Here is a 22,287-nt window from a genome sequence, read left to right on the forward strand (position 1 = left end):
GGGTCGGCTCGGTTTAGAGCTTCGCCAAAGATGGCCTGCGCATCGTCCAAGTTCACATCATGTTTCCCACTGACTAGGAGAAGTTTCAGCTTTCCTGTCTCAGCGCCTTCGAAAATGAGAGATTTCGTAATTTGACCTACGTCACAGTTACAGGCCGTCGCTGCATCCCGCGCAGTTCTGGTGCTTTCCGGCATGAGTACAACGGATATGCCCAGCCCCAGACTTTTTGCGGCCTGTTCGACGCGCTTTACGCTATTTGACATTTCACCCCCCCTTGTCCTCAACCTGTGCGATGACTGCGATTTCGACCTTCAGCTCCGGGAGGGCGAGTTGAGATTGCACGCAGGCGCGGGCGGGAGGATGTTCTGCGTCAATCCAGGCATCCCACACTTCATTCATCTCCGAAAAATCAGACATGTCGGTCAGCCAGATATTCGCGCTTAGCAAATGCGAACGGCTTGATCCTGCCTTCTGCAATAGATGATCGATCTTTTGCAGGATACCTTTGGCTTGTTCTCGGGTTGTTGCGCCGGTTCCGACCTGCCCGGCCAAGAAGACATGACCATTGGAAACGACCGCTTGCGCCATGCGTGGCCCGGTTTCTATTCGTCTTATCGTCATGTCTTCCAAGCCTTTCTGATCCGTTCTCGAATATCGGAAAGCCTTGCTATCGGTTCGTTCGCGTAGACGAACCGCAAGTAGCGATCAGCGCGCTCCGGGCTGCCCCATCCTGTCATTGGCGTGGCCGCGACTTCGCCCTGTTCAAACAGGAGTTTGGACGCTTCGTCGGGCGTCAGTCCGATGCTCTGCGTGTCGATCAGCAGAGACCAACCACCATCAGGGGACACCATTGGCAGATCGCTCATCTCTGTGACCAGAAAATCTCTGCGGGATCGCCACTCGCGTGTTGCCTGATCCACGCCATCATCTTGCGCATTCAGCGCAGCGGCAGCGCCCTGCATGCCAATTCCAACCTGACAAACAACATTCGTGAGGCTGACAAGCCCTATGTCTTTCATGATTGGTTTTGGGCCAACGACCCAGCCGCAGCGCCAGCCAATCATCCTGTATTCCTTGGAAACCGACCCCGCTGTGATCACCCGATCTGCCATGCCATCGAGAGACGCCGGATGTATGACAGGGGTGTCAGTAAACAGAATGCGCTCCATGGCGGCATCATGCAAAACATATGCATCGGTCTTACGAACAACCGCTGCGATTTCACCCCACTCTTCCCGGGTATGCACGATGCCGCTTGGCATCGACGGGCTCATAGTGAGAACTACCCGCGTTTTTTCAGTTGCCGCATCCCTTAAGGCGTCAATATCCAACCGCCATCGCCGATCTTCAATGATCAACGGGACGAGCTTTGGAACGCCACCAGCCAGATAGATGCGATTGACCAACCCTGCATAGGCCGGGTCAGTGATGATCACCTCGTCACCTGGTTCCAGTATTGCCAACAAGGCATTCAGGATACCGGACAATCCACCAGCGGACACAATACACTGTTCATCAGGTGCGTAGTCCACTCCGGTAGTGGCAGAGACTCGGCGGGCAGCAGCTTCGCGCAAGGCGTGCATGCCCAAAAATGGCAAGTAACTGTTGGCAGCATCCGTTCCGATAGCGGCCTTTGTCGCTTCAACAGCCTCTTGGGGTGGGGGAATGTCAGTATCCAGGTTTTCGAGCCGCAGCATTGTGCTGCTGGCAAGAGCATCTGCGGCATTGCCCATCTGATCCACGCCAATGCCTGGAATGTTGGCCAGTCGCGAGTTGGTCATCAGATTCTCCTATTGCATGCGAATCTATAAATTGTATGCAATCTTTGATCTTGTGAGTCAAATGCGTGAGTGGTACGCAATGGAATGCCTGCCTCGACTACTCATAAACGCGGTGATCGCGCCCAACATCTTGCTGAAGCGCTTCGGTTCAGCATCGTTTCTGGAGAACTCTCGCCCGGAGTGCCGCTCCGGCAGGAGGAACTGGCGCGCAGATATGAAACGAGCCGCATCCCGGTGCGAGAAGCGCTGCGCCTTCTGCAAGCACAGGGTTTAGTTCACCTAGAGCCTAACAAAGGTGCGGTCGTGGCACCTCTTGATGCGGCTGAACTACGTGAAAACACAGAAATGCGTGAAGCCGCAGAGGTCCTGGCCCTGCGCACAGCTCTCCCGCATCTTTCCAATGCGCAGATCGACGAAGCAGCCGCGATACAGGATGAGATTGAGGCCTCTGATGTGTCCGAATATGGCAGGTTGAACAAATCGTTTCACATGACTCTATACGGGCCTTGTGATCGGCCACGACTATTGGAACATATAGCCGGTTTACACGACATCGCGGAAAGATACCTTGGAGTAGCGCTATCGCAACTCGATTATGTTTCGCGTTCATCTAGCGAGCATCGCGGTATTCTAGACGCCTGCTATGCAAGAGATGCGGAAGCTGCGATCACGCTTACCTCTCGACACATCCTTGATGCGGGACGGTCCCTGGAGCAGTTCTTAGTGCGGAGCTAGCAGCTAAATCTACGTCTTCTGCCATTCGCAAATAGCGCAGCATTCGGCACTTTGGGCTCATACCGGCCCAATGCATCTGCAGCGTTTTCCAAAGAACAAGCAACCGGACAACGGCCATTCAAACTACCTGTAAAACTCAGGTGTCAGCGCGGTGCTGATGTCTGGGCTTGGCGGGTGGATTGGAGGGCTTACTATGCCAAGAGTCCAACTTCCCACTGTCACCCCGAAACGAAGAGTCTGGAACAAGGGCCGGATCATCGGCCAGAAGCGACCGCTGTTGCCGAAACAGGTCTGGGCCATCCGCGCGCGGCTCGAACTGGCGGGCAACCTGCGCGACCTTGCGCTGTTCAACGTCGCGATTGATAGCAAGCTTCGTGGATGTGATCTGGTGAAACTGGCCGTCACTGACCTGGTGAGGGATGAGCGCGTTCGCGAAAGGGTCTCCGTGATCCAGAGCAAAACCAAGCGGCCTGTTCAGTTCGAACTCTCTGAAAACACGCGGGATACCATTGCCGCATGGATCAAGTCGCCGGAAATGATCGGCTGCCGCTTCATGTTTCCCAGCCGGTTTCACGACCGCCCACATATCTCAACCCGCCAATATGGCCGACTTGTTCGGGATTGGGTGGCGGCGATCGGTCTGGAACCCAGTGGATACGGCACACATTCTCTGCGCCGGACCAAGGCGGCGGAGATCTACCGCAAAACCGGAAATCTCAGAGCGGTTCAGCTGCTGCTCGGACATACCAAGGTTGACAGCACAGTTAGATATCTTGGCGTCGAACTTGAAGATGCCCTGAGCATCGCCGAGCAAATCGACATTTGAACCACCTTGGCGGGCGGCTCTTGCCGTTCGCCAATCCTGAGCGGACCTGCGTTCGCGACGCAGCGGCGGGGCGGATCGAGCCCAAAGCGCCGTTTGCTGCAGTTTGCACGAACGTCCAATGAGGTGCGCCAATCATGATAATTACACCACGCCTTCACCACTCTGTGTCAAAGCACGCAGACTCCGGATGACTGTTTCATGATACTACTTCTTTGGCGGGCTTGCTCTCGCATTCAAGGCAGCATTCACTTTCGAGAAACGACAATAGTTTCCACAATCGAGGGTACTGTGGGACGCAAAGAAGAGTACGCCCGTCACGTTCCTGCACAATAAGACCCGCCTTTACTAAGCTGGCTATGTGGTGTGTCATTGATGAGTTCGGAATGTCTAGTTCCTCCCGCAGCTCGCCAACAGGAAGCCCACCAAAGCCGGATTTCACCAGTTTTCTAAAAATTGTAAGCCGGTGGGGGTGACCAAGTTCTTTCAGTACCAGTGCAGCGTCATCTACGTCCATTATGGGTCTCCTTCGTCAATATTACGATAATACTAGTAATGTATTGACACAAGTAGTTTGATCCATTATTTCGACTTTATCGGTAATATCGTAATGGAGTAACGGCGATGTCGATTGCAATCCCCACAAGCGTACAAGACGCCGCTGGAATATTCCTGTTCCTTGCGACGGAATTGACACTTCTCTTCCTGATCATCAGCTACGGTGTTGGTGTGCTGCAGGAATACATTCCGCCTGAAAAAATTCAGGCCATCCTCAGTGCCCGCAAAGGCAAGGGCTACATAGTGGCAGCCCTGATGGGCGCAATCACCCCATTCTGTTCCTGTTCGACCATCCCGTTCCTGAAGGGGTTGCTGCGCGCCAGAGCCGGGTTCGGCCCGATGCTGACCTTTCTGTTCTCCAGCCCGCTGCTAAACCCGGTGATCATTGGCCTCTTCGCCATCACTTTCGGGATCAAGGTCACCATTGTCTATTTTGTGATCGCGCTGCTGGTTTCGGTTGTTGCCGGTGTGCTGCTGGACATGCTTGGGTTTGAACGTCATGTGAAAGAAGAAGCCTATATCACTCCTGTTGCAACGGGTTGCGCCACGTCCTGCTCAAGCTCCACGGCGCCCGTTGAAAGCAAATGGGTTCGGATCTGGAAATCAACCTGGAAGGACTTCAAAGGCGTTCTGCCGTACCTGATGGTTGGCATCGCATTTGGGTCGGTGATCTACGGCTTCATGCCAACGGATCTGGTCAGCGAATACGCAGGCAAAGACAATCTGCTCTCGATCCCGGTTGCAGCCGTCATTGGTATCCCGCTCTACATTCGTGCCGAGGCCGTGATCCCGCTGAGCGCAGCCCTGGTCGCAAAAGGAATGTCCCTCGGCGCGGTTATGGCCCTGATCATCGGGTCCGCTGGAGCCAGCCTGACCGAAGTGATCCTGCTGCGCTCGATCTTCAAGATGCCGATGATCATCGCCTTCCTCATGGTCATCCTCACCATGGCCGTCAGCGCAGGCTTCCTATACGCCTTAACCCCCCTTGGTGCATAGTAGTCGGCAGCGGCATGGTAACACGCCTGCTTTGAAAACCTGCCGTTGGTTGTTTCGTAGCCAACGGCAGCAATGTCTAAGATTTTTTGATGTGGGCCAGTGTGTTAGGTTTGGTCTTGGCGGGCTGGCCCGCGTTGACAAATCTGACAAGGTGGAAGCCGCGGGAGGCGGGTGATGTGCTATGGGGAAAGCGCTTCTTTGGAAGGGGTTGAGCGTGCCAAAAGCGCGGATGATTGCCATTGGTGCGGGGGCGTTTGAGCCAGGGCCGATGCGGTCTTAGCCGGTTTTGGCCATGGATTTCCCCTTGGGGCTTCTGCGATTTGGCGCTCTTTTGGGCGGTGGTCAAAACCTGTTATTGGCCGTCGCTCGGATACGCGGCGATTGTGGTGTTTTGGGGAGGATGTGCGCTTCATCATGCGGCCTGCCTTCGGGGTGGTGCGCGGGATTTTGGGACCTGTCCGCGTCGGAAGGTCTCGACGATGCGCATTGCCCCTCCGCAATCGGGGCACGGCTCCCGTAATGTGAGCGGCATCAAACCGCGACAGGTCCAATCTTGCTCGGCGGTCTCGACGACGCCGAGCAAGGCCCGAATCTTTGTCACCTTGCCACCGAGCTCAAGCGCTCTTGAGGCGGGATCCTTTCTAAGGTCTCACATTATGGCTCGGGCGGCAGCCGGACATCTAACATTGCCTTTACAATCTAATCAGATGCGTCGCTTGATCCCTCAGCATGCTCTCTTGGCGACAATAGTCCTTCTGGTAGGTCTCGCCACCGGTACAGTCTTCGTCGACCAAGTTCATCGTATATCGGATCAACACCAGCCGCGCGCAGCTCGTCATGAAGCGCTCTCTTAGCGAATTGGCGGCGCTCCCGTATCATGCCGATCGTACAATACTGAGACCTGAATCTCTCGACGGATGTGGCAGGGATCAGTTCAGCGGTGAAGCGAGTTTGGTTGTTTTTCATGCGCTCTAGCGAAAAGAATCCGAGCTCAATCAGATGCTTCAGCGTTGTGAAGTCTATGTGCAGTATTTTGCAGGTTTTCGAGAGCGTGTATCCGTTAGGCTCAAGACGGCGCAAAGCCGCATTCAAAGCATCAATCTGAACGAGCAGCGCATTCAGTTCAAATTTACGGGTCAATCTACCTGTTGCAGTCAACTTTCCTTCCAGCAGCAAACGGACGATATCGGGCACAGTGCAATTGGCCTTTCGGGTTGCCAGGTCGATCGTCGCGGTGCCATCTTGGGCGTCGGGGACCCAATTGGTCCCCGCGAACAGTGCCTCCAGAAAATCATCCAGTTGATCCTTTCGATACCCCTTTCGGGCCCGGTGTTCAGCACCTCCCGCGGGCACCAGAACCCCGGCAAGTTTCAGCTGTTTGAACATCGCAAAACTGCATCCGAGGTAATCTGCCGTCTGCTGTTGATCGAGATAGTTGTCGCGTTCTCTGCGAAGTTCATCGACCAATTCGGTCTTGAGTACGGCTTTCAGGCGGAAAGCACCGTTTGCGTCTCGCGTTGCGAGATTTCGACGAATAAGCATATCCTCGAGCACGGATCGCCGAACAGGAATAGCGCGCGATGCGGAATGCATCGAATGCACCCGGCGCTGCTCTAGCTTTACCCCCAGAACGGTACAGCCAGGGCTATGCGGGTAGTTTTCAAGGAAGTACTCCCGAACAATATCTCTCAAAGGATCAAGATCGCTGCGCATCTTGCGATGGGAGCCGAGCATACGCTGCACCTCGCCATTGCTGGGATGAGGTTGATTTCGGGTTCGGGGTTTACTGCGATTGTATCTGTCGAGTGCTGAGCGAATGCTCTCGGGGCCATCATTCAATATCAGGAAACCCGTCAGCATGGCATCACGACGCATCTGGGGCGGCAGTTTGGAGGCCCGGGCCTCGTGCCCATGGTTCATCAGGACCCCAAACGCCTCGCAAGCCTTCCACAGCGCGGGTATTTCAAGCTCATTGCACCAACTTGCAGAGTGTTTTCCATAGATGCGTTCAGACAGATACCGGTCAAAAGCATCAGCCTTCGGCTGTGAGTCACCGTCGGACAATCTGTTCAACTGTGCTTGTCGCCGAAGCAGGGTCGTAACGTCGAACCCTGCAAAACCATTCGCTTCTTGGCGGTGACGACTGAGGGCCACTCCATGACGCCAACATGCGCGCACCTGGGTGATTTGCCAGTGCATGTAGTGGATTGCATTCCAGGGATCGGCCCCTCCGGCCAGATCCTGCGCCACACAGACGGGACAAAACCGGATTTCAGTTCGTGCAAATGTCTCGGTGTTCATCGCCTCGTCGCCGATGCGGTACTTCATGGTTGATGTCTTGACTACTGTGGTTTGGGAAAAGCTGTCACTTGGCAGCCCAGCCAGATGGTTTATCTGCCTGACAACTGCCATGTCACCGTTGGACAAGGCTCCCAGATCTATTCCGAGATCGCTGCAAAAGGTTTCGAGGTCTTCGCTGAAATTCCGGGCGGCCAGACGCGAAAGATAGGACGTTGGCATTTCGAAGGGCGATGGCGGGAGCGTAAGCGCAAGGCGGGTCATTCCTGAATATCTCCCCCCAGCAGCTTTCGCGGATCAATGCGCTCGAAATCCTCAACGATGAAAGGGTTCAGCCCATCGATGCAGCCGGTTCGCTTGCGAAACATCGCGGCGAAATGATTGATCCTGATCATGTCACAGTTCGCGGTCATTGCCTCTTCAAGCGATGAAACAAGCATCTCGATCAACAAGCCAAACTCGCGATCCGCCGCATGGATCAGCCTTTGCGCGAGATCGGGCAAAGGTGTTTCCGAATCCAACGGGAGATCCGCATGCTCGGCGTAGTGAGATAGCAGTTTACAGACCCTGCCGGTGTCCAACGCGGCGTTTAGCTGGGGATATTCAATCGGATAGACGCGGCGCGCCAATTGTGAATCATGGTTGATCATCTTTTTTAGCTCGGGCGTACCCGTAAGGATCAGCCCAACCGGCCAGGTCTTATGTTGCAGCAGTGATTTCAGCGTACTGACGACAGCATTCATTTCCTTTGGCGTCTGATGCCGTGAGAGATCCTGCGCCTCGTCATAGTGCAGAAACAGCGTTTGCCTCCCGCGGAGATGATCCTTGACCATATCCCATATTGTCTGGGCCGTCCGGTCGCGCCGAAGCGGAAACCCGAGAGACATGAGGGTTGTCTGGCCCACAAATTTGAGTGTCGCCGGAGACGGAACCTGCAGGCTTGCAACGTCCAGCCGAGACGTTTCGGGCTGGTCGATCACCAGATCCGGCTGAGAGGAGAACAGTTGCTCCGCAGCCGTTGTCTTACCGCAGCCGGAGGCGCCAATCAGCGCGATGCACCGCGCTTCGCCAACGACGCCCGCCTCGAGTTCGGCCCGCCGACGGTCCAACAGATAGCGGAACCGCTCTTCAAAATGTCGATAGGTCTTGTTCTTTGAGAACATCGACCGCAGCGCGAGAACGCGCTGCAGGATGTTGCGTGGGCAATGATCAGTCATCGAATGTCCATTCCTCATCATCCGAGGTAACATCCGGCTCAGCTGTTTCACCTCCATCCTTCGGCGTGATCGGTCCCGCCGGTTCAACAACATCGCCGAAAAGGTCATCCGGCCCCGGTCGCCCGCGATTGTGCGGGTGTTCAGGTGCGCCTGTCGCCGACGAAGCCTCGGGACCGATCCGCAGCCCCAGAAAAAGACGGCGCTCCTCCTGCTGGAGCATGTCTGCAGTCAGGTGTGGCGGTTGAACACGGCGCAATTGTCTGGCCTCTGCATCGATAGCCCTGATTTTCTTGCGGGCCTCGCGAACAACATGCTCGGAGAGCAGGGCTTCTTCTTTGAACCTTTCGCGAAGCACTCGCACCAATACGAGCCATTCATCAAAAGAAAGCCCATGAACCGCACCAGAGACAGCTTCAGCGCTGAACCATTCTTGTCCCAGACAAACTGAAATGTGGGTCAGATCCTCGGGATCAATACGCAGATCCACTTCGCCACCGGCACCACGTAAGAGCGCGGTCTGTAACTGGGGACATGTGTAGTTGATACCAAAGACCCGAACACCGTGGCGGCCGAGTCTTCGGCTATGCGGGATACCCAGGACCGCCCGGCGTTGGTTTGCATCCGGCGGCGGCGTGACCCCCTGCTCCGCCTCGAGACGTTTCCATGCATTTGCCGGTGTTTCCCCCATCAGGCCCGAATGTGGTGTGTTGTGGTAAATATCCACGACAAACAGGGTAAATACCTTAGCCAGCTCATCATCTGTCAAGGCCGCCCATTTCTCGGAAGGGTAATCGCCACGCGCAACCGGGTCCGAGAAAGTCCGACCGATCAGCATGGGGGCGAGCTGCTGACCAAAGGTTCTAAACAGCCGTTCGATCCGGGCACGCAATTTCGGGACGCCGGCGGGCGGTGCTTCATAGGTCGCACCGAGATCAGCCACCGCAACCCGAAACTTTTCAGCAACAAAAGCCGACCCCTGATCGGTGAACAATTGCCCAATACCACCCGACTGGCCCCAGGAGCTTTCGCAACCCGCCGCCACCGCAATGGGTGTCTTGTCCTGAATGATCAAATTCAGCATTCGGATCGCATCATCCGCGTTGGGCGTGGACACCAGTCTGAAGCCAAGAATGCACCGCGTCGCGCAATCTACGGCCACGTAGAGCCATCGGCGTCCAACCGCGAAGCGGGCACGCTCCTCGGGTGGCAAACAGTCCAACGCACCACTTTCGCCCAGCAGGCTCACAAGATCGATTTGCCACTCATCCATCTCCAGACGCTGCATGGGATAGTCGGCCGGGATGCCGTTCTCAAAAAAACCGAATTTGCGACGCGCTGCGTCGATGCCCTTGCGCTGTGCCATCACCTCAAAGGGGTCCAATCCTCTGATCCGGCGTCTGACAGTGCTGGCGGACGGCACTGACAGGGCTGGCTGCCCGATCAATACGCGCGCGGCGTTCGCGTCAGTGAAACGGTCTTTCACGTGACTGACTATCTGCTCCTGGGTTGGCTCGTTTCGGTCCAGATAGCCCAGCACACATTCGGCCAGCAGTCCCTCAGCGTCTGCAGCGAGCCTCTTGTTCGGCACTTTGCCGCTTTTCTTCCTCAAGAAAACCAGCGGGCTATGGCCGCCTTTCTCGGCAAGGCGCACCCACTCCAGAAGCCAACGCGCCGACGGGAAACGACGCCTTACGAGAACCTGCCCGGCACGCGGCTTGCGTCCAAGATCCTGATCAACCTCTTCAATGAGATTGACACGCCGCTCAAGCTCACACCGCAAGGCGTCGATGGACCTCTCGGTACGGGTGGTCTCTCTGCGCGCTTCAGCTTCAAGAAACACCTGCACGCATGTTGACTGCCAGAGAGCCTTTGAGCGCTTTTCAGGTTCAACCGATTGAAGGTAGTTATGATCATGGCGCAAGCGCCGGTAGGCAGACTTGCTCGAAAAAAAGCTCCGCCGAAGCCGCGTATCAGGGGCGGCAAGCAGACGGATAAGCTCGTCGCCAGTTAAGGATATGCACACAGACGGATCGTCGAGCCTGGACCAGATTGACCCGGTTCTATTCAGACTGACAAGAGAATGCTGCCGACCCGCGATTTCCAGGCAATCAAGCTCTGACACACGAAAATGGTGGGTCATTTCGCACCCTCCCACTGAACCCGCGTCGAGGGCAGGATATCGCCTGCATCCAAGACCCGCAGCATACCAGAAAAAGTGGATTTGAATGTGGCCCGGAATGCACGCCCGCCAAGTCCGGTTCTTTCAACCAGCTGAGCGATGGTCGTCACAACTGGAGCGGCCCCGATGGCGTCGGCGACGGCAGCATCCGCTTCCGGATCAGGCGTGCGGCGAAACTCGTGTAGCTTTTGCGCGTTGCGAGCCGCAGATTGGGTATACGAACGCTCCGTCACCAGAGTGAGATCATCCGCGTATTCGGGTGGCATGGCAGCGCGTATGTATCTGAGCGTGTCACGAAATCCGGTGTTCTCAACGCGCGCAACGGCTTTTATGGCAACCGCCAGACGGCGTCCGTCGATGAATGTCAGCAGGAAATCAGGGACATGGTTCTTTTGCTGCCCGTTTGCGTCGCGAAAGCGGATTACCGGTGACTGCTCCCAGATATCCGCGATATCTGGCCGCGCCAGACAGAGATACAGCACGTCCCTCTCCAACCCGCTCTCAAAAAAGCGCTTTCGGGGATGGGTATCAGCCCTGGTTTGGGCCACGATATGTCCTCGGCCACTTGCAGTGGATCGAGCAGATGGTTTCCGGGTCGCCCGGCTTGCAAGCGGGCGTGTGAAAGACGTTTCCGACGAATAGTTCATGATGTGTTTGCGCCGTTGAATGGATATGCAAAACCATCCACCCAAGGGTGCTTCTCCTGTGTTGAAGACATGGGACTCAGGCGCCGCGCAGGCGGCGCTCAGGGTTGACTTTTGAAGGGGTTCACGGGAGAAATGTGTATCGAACGCATATCGATATGAACTAGGACCTCGAAGATGTAGCGATCTTCGGGGCTCTCCCTTTTTTTGACTATACTTCTCTGTTCATTTTCCATCCTCCTTGCCGTAACGATCCGGGAATAGTGTCGCCACTGAAAGCCCGACGGCCTCTGCCAGTGCACGTTCGATACGCCGCGAACGCCGGATGCCCAGGCTGACATTTGTAACTGCGCCTGGGCTGACGCCCAATGCTGCCGCGATCTTGCTCATCGAAGAGTTACGGACGCGCAACTCCATTTTCAGCCGCTCATGAGCGAGGCTGGCGCTTTCCATCGGTACCGAACTCCGTTGGTAAAGTAGTATTCTGCCGCCCTCAGAGAATCATAGCGCCGCAAATCACGTCAATGGCGGTGGCGATGATTTGCCGAATTCGAACATATCTCTGGTCAAAACACCAAACGGACGTTGTTCTTGGAACACCGGACTTTTGTCATTTGGAGTAGTCATGCCTTGGTCGAAGAACTGGGTGCGAGTTTGCAAAGGACAGCTCTATCTCGGTGGCGAGTTCCGGGCCAACCCGGTCGATCCAATTGTCTTTATTCAGGTCATGCGTCAATCCAGATCTCTGAGAACCCTGAAGGACGCCTACCCGGCGACTGCACGCCAACTCATTTCGGCACTGGAACAGTTCGGTTTCGACTTCACTGAACTGCTTCGCCAGCAATTCGAGGAGCAAAAAACCGATGCTCAACTGGCGAAAATCCATGCTATGGATGCCAAATGTATCGCGCGCATTCGCGCTGATTTGCAGGTTCCTGCAATTCAAGGCAGACCGAGTTTGGTCACGACGCGCGAGCAAGTCATCGAAGCATACCGAAAACACAAGAGCTATGCCGGGGCGGCCCGCGAACTTGGATTGGATCAACGGACTTTCGGCAAGCGCTATCGGGCAGCCGTGTTGCAAAGGTAATGATCGGGACCATGCGCCTCTAGCAATCCCTTGCGTATCCCTTGTCCGCAATTGACCCAGTTGGCAAAAAAACCTCACCGTCTGATCCGATAGATCGAGGAGGTCTCCGCCTATGCCGCATTCAACCTTGGGGCGCTTCACATAACACCCGTTCAGCGACGTTCTCGGTTTGTTACACTCAGTGCATTCAATTCTGGATTGTGCAGTTGGGTGCTTTGCATCCCAGCCATGAAAGTCTTGTTTCGAAGTCTAAAGCCAACACTCGAGCAAGCAGAAAGCTCTCTGATGTCTCGACTATGCTTCCGTTTCTCACGCCAACCCGTCTGACGTCCGTCGAAACTTAGCCAGACCCGCTAAGGGCCCAACCCGGCCCGAAGGAGACATTCATCGTAAGTGCCGCCGCCGCAATGCGGCTTCACCAAACCGGCCTTTCGCTGCGCTCGCAAGATCAATCGCCATGCGAATTCACAGATCGCGGGACAAGGACGAAGCCGCTCGCGCGGCATTGGCGCACTTGGCGGGTGTTGATCAATGATTCAGCTGTTTTGGGATTTGGCAGACCTGCCTGACGATTGAGGTTTCTCAATCGGACAGGAGGTTCCTATGACACAGGAGAAGATAAGCCCGCTGCGTGCGCGGATGATCGAAGGTATGCGGATCAAGGGGCTGGGGGAAAGCTCATAGAAAGCGCACATAGGGGCTGTTCGATACTTTACCGAGTTCCTTGGGCGATCACCGGACACCGCGACAGAGGAAGACCTGCGCGCCTACCAGCTGCAGATGGTCAACACGAACGTCACCCCGTCGACCTACAACGTGCGGCTTGTTGGGCTGCGGTTCTTTTTCGAGACGACGTGCAAACGACCTGAGATGAAGGACTGCCTGCACTTTCGCACAGAACCGCGCAAGCTGCCCGTGGTCTTAAGTGCTGAGGAGGTGTTCGAGATACTCAGGGTCGCGCCCGGCCCTGGACTTAAGTATCGCGCGGCGCTCAGCATTTCTTATGGCACCGGGCTCCGCGCGTCAGAAGTTTGCAATCTGAAGGCCAGCGATATCGATAGCGACCGCATGCTCATCCATGTCGAACGGGGCAAGGGTGGGAAGGATCGCAAGGTGATGCTGTCGCCAGGACTGCTGGAACTCCTGCGCGACTATTGGCGCGAGGCCCGGCCCGATGGCTGTTTCCGGGAAAGCCCCGGATCAACCCACTGTCACCGCGCCAATTGAATCGCGCTTTCAGTGCAGCCAAACACTTGGCGAGTTTTAAGAAGCCTCGCAGCACGCTGCACTCTCTGCGCCACAGCTTCGCGACCCGACCCGGCAAACCAACGGACAATGCCTACATCGAGGCGTTCAACAGCCGCCTGCGCCAGGAATGTCTGAATGCATCATGGTTCCTGTCCATGGATGACGCGCGAACCCGGATCAACAGCTGGAAAGAGGATTACAACGAAACCAGGCCGCATTCCTCGCTCGAAAAATTGACGCCGAGCGAATTTGCGGCCCAACTAAATGAAACCCGAAAGGTCACATGACGCCCGGACCAGAAACGGGGTGAACTCCACTACCTGTCTCAAAGGCTATGACGAGTTACAGGATGAAAATGGTCATGTAGGCATCTGTTTTTCGGATATCGCGGGCAACGTCTCGAGCCGCTTCGTGGACTCATCGCATCAGCCGTCGGCCAGGATCGCCTGGGCAGTATTGCGGTTTGAGTGGGCAAGTATAGCAGTCGTGTTTTGATGCACGGTATCGGATGAATCCGTCTTTAACGCTGTTGGGTTTTCGCGGTCTGGAGAAGTTCGGGCGATATGTTCGCAGTTCCTTGTTGCCCGGGCATGTGTAGCTATCGGTCGCGGCATCGCAGATGAAGTCCTCGCGTGAGAATGTGCCGTCCGTCCGCTTCGATTTATCCCAGACCAGAATGTGTGGAGCGATGCCGCGCTCTTCTACCAACCATCCAAGCATCTCGGCCGATCCATATCCTGTATCGCCAACCAGCTTATCCGGTGTCATGTCGAAGCGGTCTGCAATCCGATCAATCATCAGGCGCGCGGCGAATGCTTCTGCGGTCCGGATCGGATCCGACGGTTCGACATCAACGATTAACACCTGGAATTGGACAAGTGCCGGTCGAAGCCCCGCGCCATTGAGTACTCTGAAGACCCCGAGATTTCCCCATGAAAAATTCAGAGCTCCGACAGGCTACCAACAAGCCCTGATTTTGATTCCGTACTAGCTTGGGGTCAGTTCAAGCAATCCAATCAGGAGATCCCGAAGATGACTTATTCCACAGCAACCGAACCGCAAATGGAAGTCGACACCGACTTTGTTCAGTTCTGGAACACCGTTCTGGCACCAAAGTTCTTTCGGTTTCGCCATATTCTGGTTGGCGGGTTGACCCACCACAGCGAGGCGGTCTTTCCGGAACTGCCTGTACATCCCGGCGACAAGGTACTGGATGTTGGATGCGGCTTCGGGGACACAGCCATTCAGCTCGCGCGGACGGTCGGGGCAAATGGTCATGTGACCGGGGTTGATTGCTGCGACGCTTTTCTTGACGCGGCGCGAGAGGACGCGGCGGATGCCGGTGTCTCGAATGTCAGCTTCCTGCGGGCGGACGCGGAAAAGACCCTGCCACGGGGTGAATATGATTTCGTGTTTGCCCGGTTCGGCACCATGTTCTTTGCTAACCCGGTGGCTGGCTTGCGCAACATGCGCCGGGCGTTGAAACCGGGGGGGCGGATGGTGCATATCGTGTGGCGCAATCGCGACGACAATCCCTGGCTGTCGATGGCCAAGAACATTGTCCTCGACTATCTGCCCCAACCCGGAGATGACGCGCAAACATGCGGTCCCGGACCGTTTTCCATGGTTAACCAAGAGATGGTGACCAGTATGATGAAATCTGCCGGTTATGAGGATATCGAGTTTCTCCGCGTTGATGCACCTGTGCTTATAGGTCGTGATGTCGAGGACGCGATTGCCTTCCAACTGGCCATTGGACCTGCGGGCGAGGTGTTCCGCGAGGCGGGCGCGCTTGGCGAAGAAAAACGTCCCGAGATTGATGCTGCGCTGGCTCAGGCGATCGAGGCGCAGACCACAAGCAGCGAAGGCATCGTCATGCCAAGCTCTTCCTGGGTCATCAGCGCCCGTAACCCCATGACCTCTGATTGAATCCGCAAAGGAGACCGGACATGAACATGCGGTCTAACCGTGTAACCCTTGATAAGCCCGGCCGGGGTCGGGTTTACAATTCCATTCTTGAAACGATCGGAAACACCCCTCTTGTGAGGCTGGGAAAGCTGGCCGACGACGCCAAATGCCAGGCAGAGGTGCTGGTGAAACTGGAGTGTTTCAACCCTGCCTCCAGCGTGAAGGACCGGATCGCTGTTGCAATGATTGAAGCGATGGAAGCGGACGGCAGCCTTGGCCCCGATGGGATCATTGTTGAACCGACATCCGGCAACACGGGCATCGCACTGGCATTTGCCTGCGCGGCCAAAGGGTATCGCTGCATCTTTACGATGCCCGACAGTTTTTCGGAGGAGCGACGCAAACTGATGCGGTTCTTTGGTGCCGAACTGGTGCTGACACCGCGGGAAAAAGGGATCAATGGCGCGATCAAAAAGGCCGAGGACATCATCGCTGAAACCGAGAATGCGGTGATGCCCTGGCAATTTGGGCACCCGGCCAACCCCGACATTCACAGTCGCACAACGGCCGAGGAAATTTGGACGGATACCGATGGGGTTGTCGATGCGGTTGTCATGGGGGTTGGCACCGGCGGTACATTGACGGGCGTTGCGCAAACCCTGAAATCTTACAACGCGGACATACGCATAGTTGCGGTCGAGCCGGAAGCCAGCCAGATTCTGTCAGGGGGCGATCACTCTCCGCATATGATCCAGGGGATCGGCGCTGGGTTTGTGCCACCGGTACTGGATACGGGCCTGATCGATGAGGTGATGCTGGCTGGAAACGAGGAAGCCATGGAGACCGCACGCCGTGCGGCGCAGATCTGTGGCATCCCGGCAGGAATTTCATCGGGTGCGGCAATTGCCTGCGCTCTGCGGGTGGCAAAACGTGATGACATGAAGGGCAAAACAGTGGTGGCAATTCTGCCAAGCAGTGCGGAACGCTATGTTTCGACGGTTCTTTTTGATGGCCTGACAGAGGGCTGAAGTATAGCTTTGCCTTCAGGCCCGGCCATCTTTGTCTGGGCCTGAGCGGAACTAATGCGCTGGGAAGGGCAGGCATCTTGGATGTTTGAACCAATCCGCCAGCGTCCGGGGGGACAAGATGATGAAACGCAAATTGACCAGCATTCTTGCCATGGATGTTGTCGGGTACAGTCGCTCAGTCGAACGCGACGAAGGCGGCACTGTTCGCCGGCTGAAGGACGTGCGCGCTCAGGTTTGCGACCCTTTGATCGCTTCTTATTTCGGCAAGACCATAAAGCTGATGGGCGATGGCATGTTGATCGAATTTGCCAGTGTTGTTGACGGTTTGAACTGCGGGGTTGAAATTCAAACGGCAATTCGTTCCCGGAACGAGATCCTGCCAAAGGACCATCGTCTGGAATTCCGCGCCGGGCTGCATCTGGGTGACGTTCTGGTTGATGGCGACGAGATTTATGGCGACGGTGTCAATGTTGCAGCACGTCTGGAGCAGCTTGCGCCAACCGGCGGGCTGGTGTTCTCAAGGCAGGTTCATGATCAGGTCGACGGTGTTGTGACGGCGAATTTTCTTAACCTTGGTGAACAACCGGTCAAGGGCATTGCCCGCCCGATCGAGGCGTTTCAGGTCGTGATGGACCCGATTGCCCCAATGATCGCCCAGACCGGGTTCTGCTTTGATGCATTCGAGTTGGACCCGGATCTGTTCGAACTGCGCAAAGACGGCAAGCCCGTCGTGCTGGAACCCCGTGCATTGGAATTGCTGCTGTTGCTCGTCCAGAACGCCGGCAGACTGGTCACCAAGGATGAAATCTTTGCCAGGGTCTGGGACAACCGGATCGTTTCAGATTCGGCTTTGAGCAGTCAGGTGAAAGCCGCGCGCAAGGCCGTCGGCGATGACGGGGCGTCGCAATCGATTATTGCAACGGTTCATGGCCGTGGTTTCAAATTTGTTGCGCCGTTGCTGACCCCTGAGGCTCCACCGAGTGAGACCGCAGAAGCGGCGCAAGTCCCGACGCTGAACACCCGACCGTCTGTGGCCATATTGCCCTTCAAGAACATGAACCGCGACCCCGACGAAGACTACCTGGCGGACGGCATAACTGAAGACATCACCATTGCTCTGGCCCGAAACCGATGGCTGACTGTGATTGCCCGCAGCCCGGCGTTTTCATTTCGTAACTCCGCCGAGAGGCTGCGCAAAATTGGCCAGGAATTGCAGGCGCAATATCTTGTGACGGGAACCGTGCGCAAGGCCGGGTCGCGGTACCGCATCGGGGTCGAAGTGGTCGACGCGGCAACAGAGCTCAGTATCTGGTCGGAACGCTTTGATCGCGACGGTATGGAGATCTTTGATCTGCAGGACGACATTTCAGATTTGGTCGCCTCGCGCATTGAATCCGAGCTTGGGTTGGCGGAACAGGCAAAGGCCAAACGCGTTCCGCGCCAAAATCAGGGTGCTTGGGAAAGTTATCAGCTGGGCGTGGCCGAATTCTATAAATTCACTCCCGAAGCCAATCAGCGCTCGCAAGAGTACTTGCAGCGCGCCCTTGAAATTGATCCGCAGTTTGCAGCTGCCTGTTCGCGGTTGGCCTATGCCATCATCCTCAGCATGATCTATTTTGATGCCAAGGCCGATCAACAGAAAATGGACACCGCGCTTGAACTGGCAAAGCGCGGAATTGAGCTGGACGATCAGGAGGCCAACGCGCATTTCACGATCGGGCGTGTGCATCTGGCCCGCAAGGAATACGGGCTTGCGATAGAGGCATTGGAACACGCTCTGGACCTCAACCCATGTCTTGCTGTCACCTATTGCGGGCTTGGGGATTCACTGGCTTATGAGGGGCGGTTGGACGAGGCGATCACACAATTTGAATCCGCCATCCGCCTCAGCCCGCATGACCCGTTTCGCTGGGCCTTTTATTCGTACCGCTCGCTGGCCCATCTGTTTCAAGGCGACTATCAAGCCGCCGCTGCATGGGCGCGCAGATCTCAACGCATTCCAAATGCGCAATATTGGGCGCACGCGCATCTGGCCTCTGCGTTGGGCTATATGGGAGACAAAGAAGAGATCGAAGCCGCGCGTCAAAACCTTCTGCGCATCAAACCCGATTTCACCATCAAGTTTGCACAAGAACAGCTTTTTTACCTGAAGCTGCCCGGACAAATGGCCACATATCTTGAGGGCCTGCGCCGCGCGGGCCTGCCCGGCGGAGAATAAGCCAACATCGCCTCAAGGGGTTTTGAAGGTGTAGACGCCCCCGCTGGCCTCGATGTGCCATTGTGGGTTTGCAAACAACCTGAATGGAGGCGTCTATGGAAGAGATTAGCAAGATTGGCCTGGATTTGGCGAAGACCTGTTCCAGGTGCACGCAGCGGATAGAACTGGTCATCCTGTTCTTCGGAAGAAGCTGAGCAGAGGTCAGGTCCTTGAGTACTTTTCCAAATTACCACCTTGCTTGGTTGCGGTGGAGGCCTGTGCGAGTGCGCATTATTGGGCGCGCGAGATAGGTCGTTTGGGTCATGATGTCAGGCTGATACCCCCGGCCTATGTGAAGCCATTCGTCAAACGTCAAAAGAACGATATGGCCGATGCGGAAGCGATCTGTGAAGCCGCGAGTAGACCAACGATGCGCTTTGTTGCCGTGAAAAGTGAAGACACACAGTGCCCGTTCGTTGAACCCGCCCTGTTGAGTGGCTGCACTGGCTGTTACGCTGCTTTAGCAGCGTACGTTCGGTGACGCCGTCTTTGGTGCGCCGCTCCGGGCCAAATCCGATCCCGCCCTCGCCGATGGACAAGGTTACGCCATCGCCGCTGCCGCGCGCCAGATCATGGCAGGTCCCGCAGGAAATGTTGCGATTGCCTGAAAGGATCGGGTCAAAGAACAGGTTGCGCCCAAGTTCAACGATGGCTTCGTCTGGTGCTCCTTCAAAAAGGAAATCACTGTCCCGAAGACTGTCAGGCCATTGCGCCAGCACCTGGTTTTCCGCCCGAGAAGATCCCGGCGTCAGCAGCAACGCCAGCGCCAGGGATGCGCCCGCTACAATGACATAACTTGTCAGCGTCGTTGCGATCAGCGAACCGGTTGAGCCAGGCGCGATGGCCAATTTACAAGCCTTATAAATAGACATGTGATTTCCTTTGGGACTTGGGGCGAATGAGACGCGCGTTGCTAAAGCATGCGGTGTGGGAAGTTAGCATCAGTTTTGAGATCACGCAGATGGTCAAGCCCGACATCCCCCAAGAGATAAGCGGGTAACTCTGGCAGCTTGCGCTGCGCTTGGGCAAGCCGTTGCCGATCACGCCATTTGCGAAATTGTTTCACCAAGCTGTGGACGATCGTCGGTCGGGCAGAGGATACACAGGGGCTGTTTGCGAAGGTCATTGTCTTGCTCCTTTTGCCAGAAGGGTCTGATACCGGGACCGGCCGGCAACTTTACGGTCGCATTGGCTGTCAGAAGATTTGGCCGCGCGCATGGCCACATGCGACGCGATGCGACCTGCGCTCACGCCTGCGGCATAGAAAAATCCCTGAAACACGGGCGCATAGCCTGTGAACCACAGGCCAGGATTGTTGACGTCTTCCTGGCCCATCGGGTGCAGCGGGTAGCCTTTGGCATCCAGCGCTCCGAGATCGCCAAAAAGCTCTTCAAGGTCAGGCCTGTAGCCTGTCGCGCAGATCACAACATCAGGGCGAAGTTTGCGGCCATTCGCTAGTTCGACGGTATAATCGTCAAAGCCAACGACCTGAGGCACGGCCTCAAACCTCCCTGCTTTCAATGCAGCTACAAAACCGTCATCCAGCGCAAATGTCACGCCATCCTTAAGCATGCGAGAGCCGCCGCCCAACTTGTGACGCCGCAAGCCATAGCGCCGCAGATTGCCGAAAAACGCCCATTGCATGAAGCCAAATATCGGATCGAGCGACCACTTTGGAAAACGTGCAAACAGGTTCGCCATGCGTTGCAGCGAAAAGCCAAGGATCTTTGACGGCAGGATCGATGGCCCATGCCGGACTGCCACCCAGACCTGCGCGGGATTGCTGCGTGACAGGTGATTCAGCACGTCCGACCCGGAGTTTCCGGCCCCGACAACAACGACGTTTTTGCCGTCATATTCGGACGGGTCGCCGAAATCTGCAGTGTGAATCACCTTGCCGCCGAAGTCCTCCATTCCCGGCCAAACGGGCATTTCGGGCACTTTTTCGCGCCCGGTAGCCACGACAAGATCAGTGCAGGTATAGCTGCCGTTGTTGGTGTCGACTTGCCAAAGAGCCCCGTCCCGGCGCACCGCCAAAACGGACGTATTGAACACAATCTGCTCTTTCAGCCCCGCCGCATAGTCGCCCAGATAGTCAACCACCGCGTCACGGGGCAAAAACCTGTCTTTTGCGCGTGGCGCAAGATGTCCCGGCAGGCGGGCAAAATGACGGTGGATGTTGAGGCGAAGTTTGGGGTGACGTGCCCGCCAGGGGTCCGCGACGCGATCGGATGCCTCAAGTATTGTGACGGCGATGCCGCGTTTGAGCAGTTCTGTGGCCGCCGCCATTCCGGACAATCCGGCACCGATTACAATCGCATGTGTTGCATGGGGAACAGTCATTTTGGGTCTCCAGCGTAATTGGAAATAACGTTGATTTCTGAAAGAGGTTTGGCACCTACGGCTGAGCCGCGATATGCTTTGAAATGCCCAAAGCGGTGAGTATCGGACATTTCAACCCGCGCGCGGTGTAACCTTAGCTGGCCAGCGCAGTGCAGATTTGCGCCAGATGGCGCTGATCCGTGCCACAGCAACCACCGACAACACGCAAATTGGGCAGAAATTTCCGCAGCTGCGCGTATTGATTGCCCAACTCGACAGGATTGCCATCATCAAGCGTTTCACAGCAGTCAAGTTCTGCATGCGACAGGCGCGACGCATTTGCGCGAAGACCACCAATACGGCGCTTCCAATCTGCGCTTTCGCTGATCGTATCGTCGAAATGATCGGGATGGATGCAGTTGACCATGAAGTATGCCGGCTTCGCAGTGGCGGCATCATCAACCTGGGCGATGGCGTCCTGCAACAGCTCTCCTGTGGGCAGCCTGCCGTCGGTTTCCAACGTGAAACTGACGACGCATGGCACACCAATCTCCGCGGCGGCGTTCGCAAATCCGATTGCTTCTGGCACATTTGTCAGTGTCAGTGCGCTCACCATATCAACGCCAGCGCTGGCCAATACGTCGATCTGCCAAGCATGGTAGACCTGCGCCTCTGCAACAGTCATGATGGACTTCGGATCATAACCGTCGCCGCGCGGACCTATGATGCCGTTCACCAGCACTTCCAGACCCGCACCCAGCGTGTTGCGCATCTCTTTTGCGCTCTCAACCGCTTGCGTGTTTACATCGCGCAGGTGGGTCAGATCATGCCCAAGTTCGCGGCCCCAATCTGGGTTGGCGCGCCATGTGTAGGTATCCAGCACAAATCCCGTTCCGTTTTGGCGGGCGATGTCAAAGATCGCCGAAAAGTAATCGTTGAATGCCGCGCGACCTTCTACCGACTGCGCCAATGGATAGGCGGCAAAGCACGGCATTTCGAAGCCCCGCTCAAACAAGAGCCAGGTTTCAAGTCCGGCATCTGTCAGAAACATCAGGTCAGATTGGTGGGGCAGTTTAACGGGTATCATTTTCGTCTCCATTCAGTCGATCAATGTGTGAAGAAAGACAAACACGCGCGACGTTTGGGTTATCCGTATGCGCCGACAGAGTGCGATACCGCGCGAACCTGTTGCTTTCTGTGCTT

21 protein-coding genes and 4 pseudogenes are annotated in these 22,287 nt (G+C 56.1%); 10 read left to right on the forward strand and 15 right to left on the reverse strand.

The window, feature by feature from the left end; translation table 11 throughout:
• The 3 genes from M3P21_RS19555 to M3P21_RS19565 form a co-directional block, all read right to left on the reverse strand.
• Window positions 1-263, reverse strand: a 263-nt coding sequence (locus M3P21_RS19555; protein ID WP_283781065.1) for a YbaK/EbsC family protein, incomplete at its 3' end; no start/stop codon positions are given.
• Between the two features lies 1 nt (window position 264).
• On the reverse strand, window positions 265-621 hold the full coding sequence (locus M3P21_RS19560; RefSeq protein WP_249712878.1) for a RidA family protein: 357 nt from the start codon (window positions 619-621) through the stop codon (window positions 265-267).
• Window positions 618-1,781: a pyridoxal phosphate-dependent aminotransferase gene (locus M3P21_RS19565; RefSeq protein ID WP_249712806.1), complete on the reverse strand. Its 1,164-nt coding sequence runs from the start codon at window positions 1,779-1,781 to the stop codon at window positions 618-620. The genes M3P21_RS19560 and M3P21_RS19565 overlap by 4 nt, the downstream gene beginning before the upstream one ends.
• A gap of 84 nt (window positions 1,782-1,865) precedes the next feature.
• Here M3P21_RS19565 and M3P21_RS19570 point away from each other — a divergent pair, with 84 nt between their 5' ends.
• Both M3P21_RS19570 and M3P21_RS19575 read left to right on the forward strand, forming a co-directional pair.
• Window positions 1,866-2,516: a GntR family transcriptional regulator gene (locus tag M3P21_RS19570; RefSeq protein ID WP_249712808.1), complete on the forward strand. Its 651-nt coding sequence runs from the start codon at window positions 1,866-1,868 to the stop codon at window positions 2,514-2,516.
• 193 nt (window positions 2,517-2,709) lie between these two features.
• Window positions 2,710-3,342, forward strand: a complete 633-nt coding sequence (locus tag M3P21_RS19575; RefSeq protein ID WP_249712881.1) for a tyrosine-type recombinase/integrase — start codon at window positions 2,710-2,712, stop codon at window positions 3,340-3,342.
• 196 nt (window positions 3,343-3,538) lie between these two features.
• Here M3P21_RS19575 and M3P21_RS19580 read toward each other — a convergent pair whose 3' ends face one another.
• The gene (locus M3P21_RS19580) at window positions 3,539-3,856 is read right to left on the reverse strand and encodes an ArsR/SmtB family transcription factor (RefSeq protein WP_249712809.1); all 318 of its coding nucleotides are present in this window, start codon (window positions 3,854-3,856) and stop codon (window positions 3,539-3,541) included.
• A gap of 107 nt (window positions 3,857-3,963) precedes the next feature.
• On the opposite strand from M3P21_RS19580, the gene M3P21_RS19585 reads away from it, so the two are divergent.
• Window positions 3,964-4,893: a permease gene (locus tag M3P21_RS19585; RefSeq protein ID WP_249712812.1), complete on the forward strand. Its 930-nt coding sequence runs from the start codon at window positions 3,964-3,966 to the stop codon at window positions 4,891-4,893.
• 412 nt (window positions 4,894-5,305) lie between these two features.
• Here the strand turns inward: M3P21_RS19585 and M3P21_RS22875 are convergent.
• The 6 genes and pseudogenes from M3P21_RS22875 to M3P21_RS19615 all read right to left on the reverse strand — a co-directional run.
• Window positions 5,306-5,494, reverse strand: a pseudogene (locus tag M3P21_RS22875) (IS91 family transposase); the annotation flags it as partial.
• Between the two features lie 98 nt (window positions 5,495-5,592).
• Entirely contained in the window at window positions 5,593-7,455 is a 1,863-nt protein-coding gene (locus M3P21_RS19595) for a TniQ family protein (protein WP_249712813.1), read from the reverse strand.
• On the reverse strand, window positions 7,452-8,408 hold the full coding sequence (locus tag M3P21_RS19600; protein WP_249712815.1) for a TniB family NTP-binding protein: 957 nt from the start codon (window positions 8,406-8,408) through the stop codon (window positions 7,452-7,454). Before M3P21_RS19600 ends, M3P21_RS19595 begins: the two co-directional genes overlap by 4 nt.
• On the reverse strand, window positions 8,401-10,548 hold the full coding sequence (locus M3P21_RS19605; protein ID WP_249712817.1) for a TnsB C-terminal domain-containing protein: 2,148 nt from the start codon (window positions 10,546-10,548) through the stop codon (window positions 8,401-8,403). The genes M3P21_RS19600 and M3P21_RS19605 overlap by 8 nt, the downstream gene beginning before the upstream one ends.
• The gene (locus M3P21_RS19610; RefSeq protein ID WP_249712818.1) at window positions 10,545-11,069 is read right to left on the reverse strand and encodes a Tn7 transposase TnsA N-terminal domain-containing protein; all 525 of its coding nucleotides are present in this window, start codon (window positions 11,067-11,069) and stop codon (window positions 10,545-10,547) included. Before M3P21_RS19610 ends, M3P21_RS19605 begins: the two co-directional genes overlap by 4 nt.
• Before the next feature lie 387 nt (window positions 11,070-11,456).
• Window positions 11,457-11,684, reverse strand: a complete 228-nt coding sequence (locus tag M3P21_RS19615) for a helix-turn-helix domain-containing protein (RefSeq protein ID WP_249712820.1) — start codon at window positions 11,682-11,684, stop codon at window positions 11,457-11,459.
• A 172-nt stretch (window positions 11,685-11,856) separates the two neighbouring features.
• On the opposite strand from M3P21_RS19615, the gene M3P21_RS19620 reads away from it, so the two are divergent.
• The 3 genes and pseudogenes from M3P21_RS19620 to M3P21_RS22795 form a co-directional block, all read left to right on the forward strand.
• Entirely contained in the window at window positions 11,857-12,321 is a 465-nt protein-coding gene (locus M3P21_RS19620) for a hypothetical protein (RefSeq protein ID WP_249712821.1), read from the forward strand.
• Window positions 12,322-13,014: 693 nt separating this feature from the next.
• Window positions 13,015-13,634: pseudogene (locus M3P21_RS19625) on the forward strand (tyrosine-type recombinase/integrase); the annotation flags it as partial.
• A pseudogene (locus M3P21_RS22795) lies at window positions 13,632-13,856 on the forward strand (integrase core domain-containing protein); the annotation flags it as partial. The pseudogenes M3P21_RS19625 and M3P21_RS22795, both read left to right, overlap by 3 nt.
• A 130-nt stretch (window positions 13,857-13,986) precedes the next feature.
• Here M3P21_RS22795 and M3P21_RS19635 read toward each other — a convergent pair.
• The gene (locus M3P21_RS19635; protein WP_249712825.1) at window positions 13,987-14,433 is read right to left on the reverse strand and encodes a hypothetical protein; all 447 of its coding nucleotides are present in this window, start codon (window positions 14,431-14,433) and stop codon (window positions 13,987-13,989) included.
• 168 nt (window positions 14,434-14,601) lie between these two features.
• On the opposite strand from M3P21_RS19635, the gene M3P21_RS19640 reads away from it, so the two are divergent.
• From M3P21_RS19640 to M3P21_RS19655, 4 genes and pseudogenes are all read left to right on the forward strand, one after another.
• Window positions 14,602-15,498 carry a class I SAM-dependent methyltransferase gene (locus M3P21_RS19640; protein WP_249712827.1) on the forward strand — a complete coding sequence of 299 codons (897 nt, stop codon included), beginning with the start codon at window positions 14,602-14,604 and terminating at the stop codon, window positions 15,496-15,498.
• A gap of 20 nt (window positions 15,499-15,518) precedes the next feature.
• The gene (gene cysK, locus M3P21_RS19645; RefSeq protein ID WP_283781066.1) at window positions 15,519-16,505 is read left to right on the forward strand and encodes a cysteine synthase A; all 987 of its coding nucleotides are present in this window, start codon (window positions 15,519-15,521) and stop codon (window positions 16,503-16,505) included.
• Window positions 16,506-16,626: 121 nt separating this feature from the next.
• On the forward strand, window positions 16,627-18,723 hold the full coding sequence (locus M3P21_RS19650) for a winged helix-turn-helix domain-containing protein (protein ID WP_249712829.1): 2,097 nt from the start codon (window positions 16,627-16,629) through the stop codon (window positions 18,721-18,723).
• A 95-nt stretch (window positions 18,724-18,818) separates the two neighbouring features.
• Window positions 18,819-19,168: pseudogene (locus tag M3P21_RS19655) on the forward strand (IS110 family transposase); the annotation flags it as partial.
• Here the strand turns inward: M3P21_RS19655 and M3P21_RS22800 are convergent.
• From M3P21_RS22800 to M3P21_RS19675, 4 genes are all read right to left on the reverse strand, one after another.
• The gene (locus M3P21_RS22800; protein WP_373320085.1) at window positions 19,068-19,634 is read right to left on the reverse strand and encodes a cytochrome-c peroxidase; all 567 of its coding nucleotides are present in this window, start codon (window positions 19,632-19,634) and stop codon (window positions 19,068-19,070) included. The pseudogene M3P21_RS19655 and the gene M3P21_RS22800 sit on opposite strands and share 101 nt — an antisense overlap.
• 41 nt (window positions 19,635-19,675) lie before the next feature.
• Complete coding sequence (locus M3P21_RS19665; RefSeq protein ID WP_249712831.1) at window positions 19,676-19,888, reverse strand: hypothetical protein; 213 nt, start codon at window positions 19,886-19,888, stop codon at window positions 19,676-19,678.
• Window positions 19,885-21,105, reverse strand: coding sequence for a flavin-containing monooxygenase (locus M3P21_RS19670; protein ID WP_249712833.1), 1,221 nt, complete (start codon window positions 21,103-21,105; stop codon window positions 19,885-19,887). The genes M3P21_RS19665 and M3P21_RS19670 overlap by 4 nt, the downstream gene beginning before the upstream one ends.
• Before the next feature lie 133 nt (window positions 21,106-21,238).
• Window positions 21,239-22,183: a homocysteine S-methyltransferase family protein gene (locus M3P21_RS19675; RefSeq protein ID WP_249712835.1), complete on the reverse strand. Its 945-nt coding sequence runs from the start codon at window positions 22,181-22,183 to the stop codon at window positions 21,239-21,241.
• Window positions 22,184-22,287: the final 104 nt, after the last annotated feature.

The organism is Ruegeria spongiae (assembly GCF_023502395.1).
Lineage (GTDB): Bacteria > Pseudomonadota > Alphaproteobacteria > Rhodobacterales > Rhodobacteraceae > Ruegeria_C > Ruegeria_C spongiae.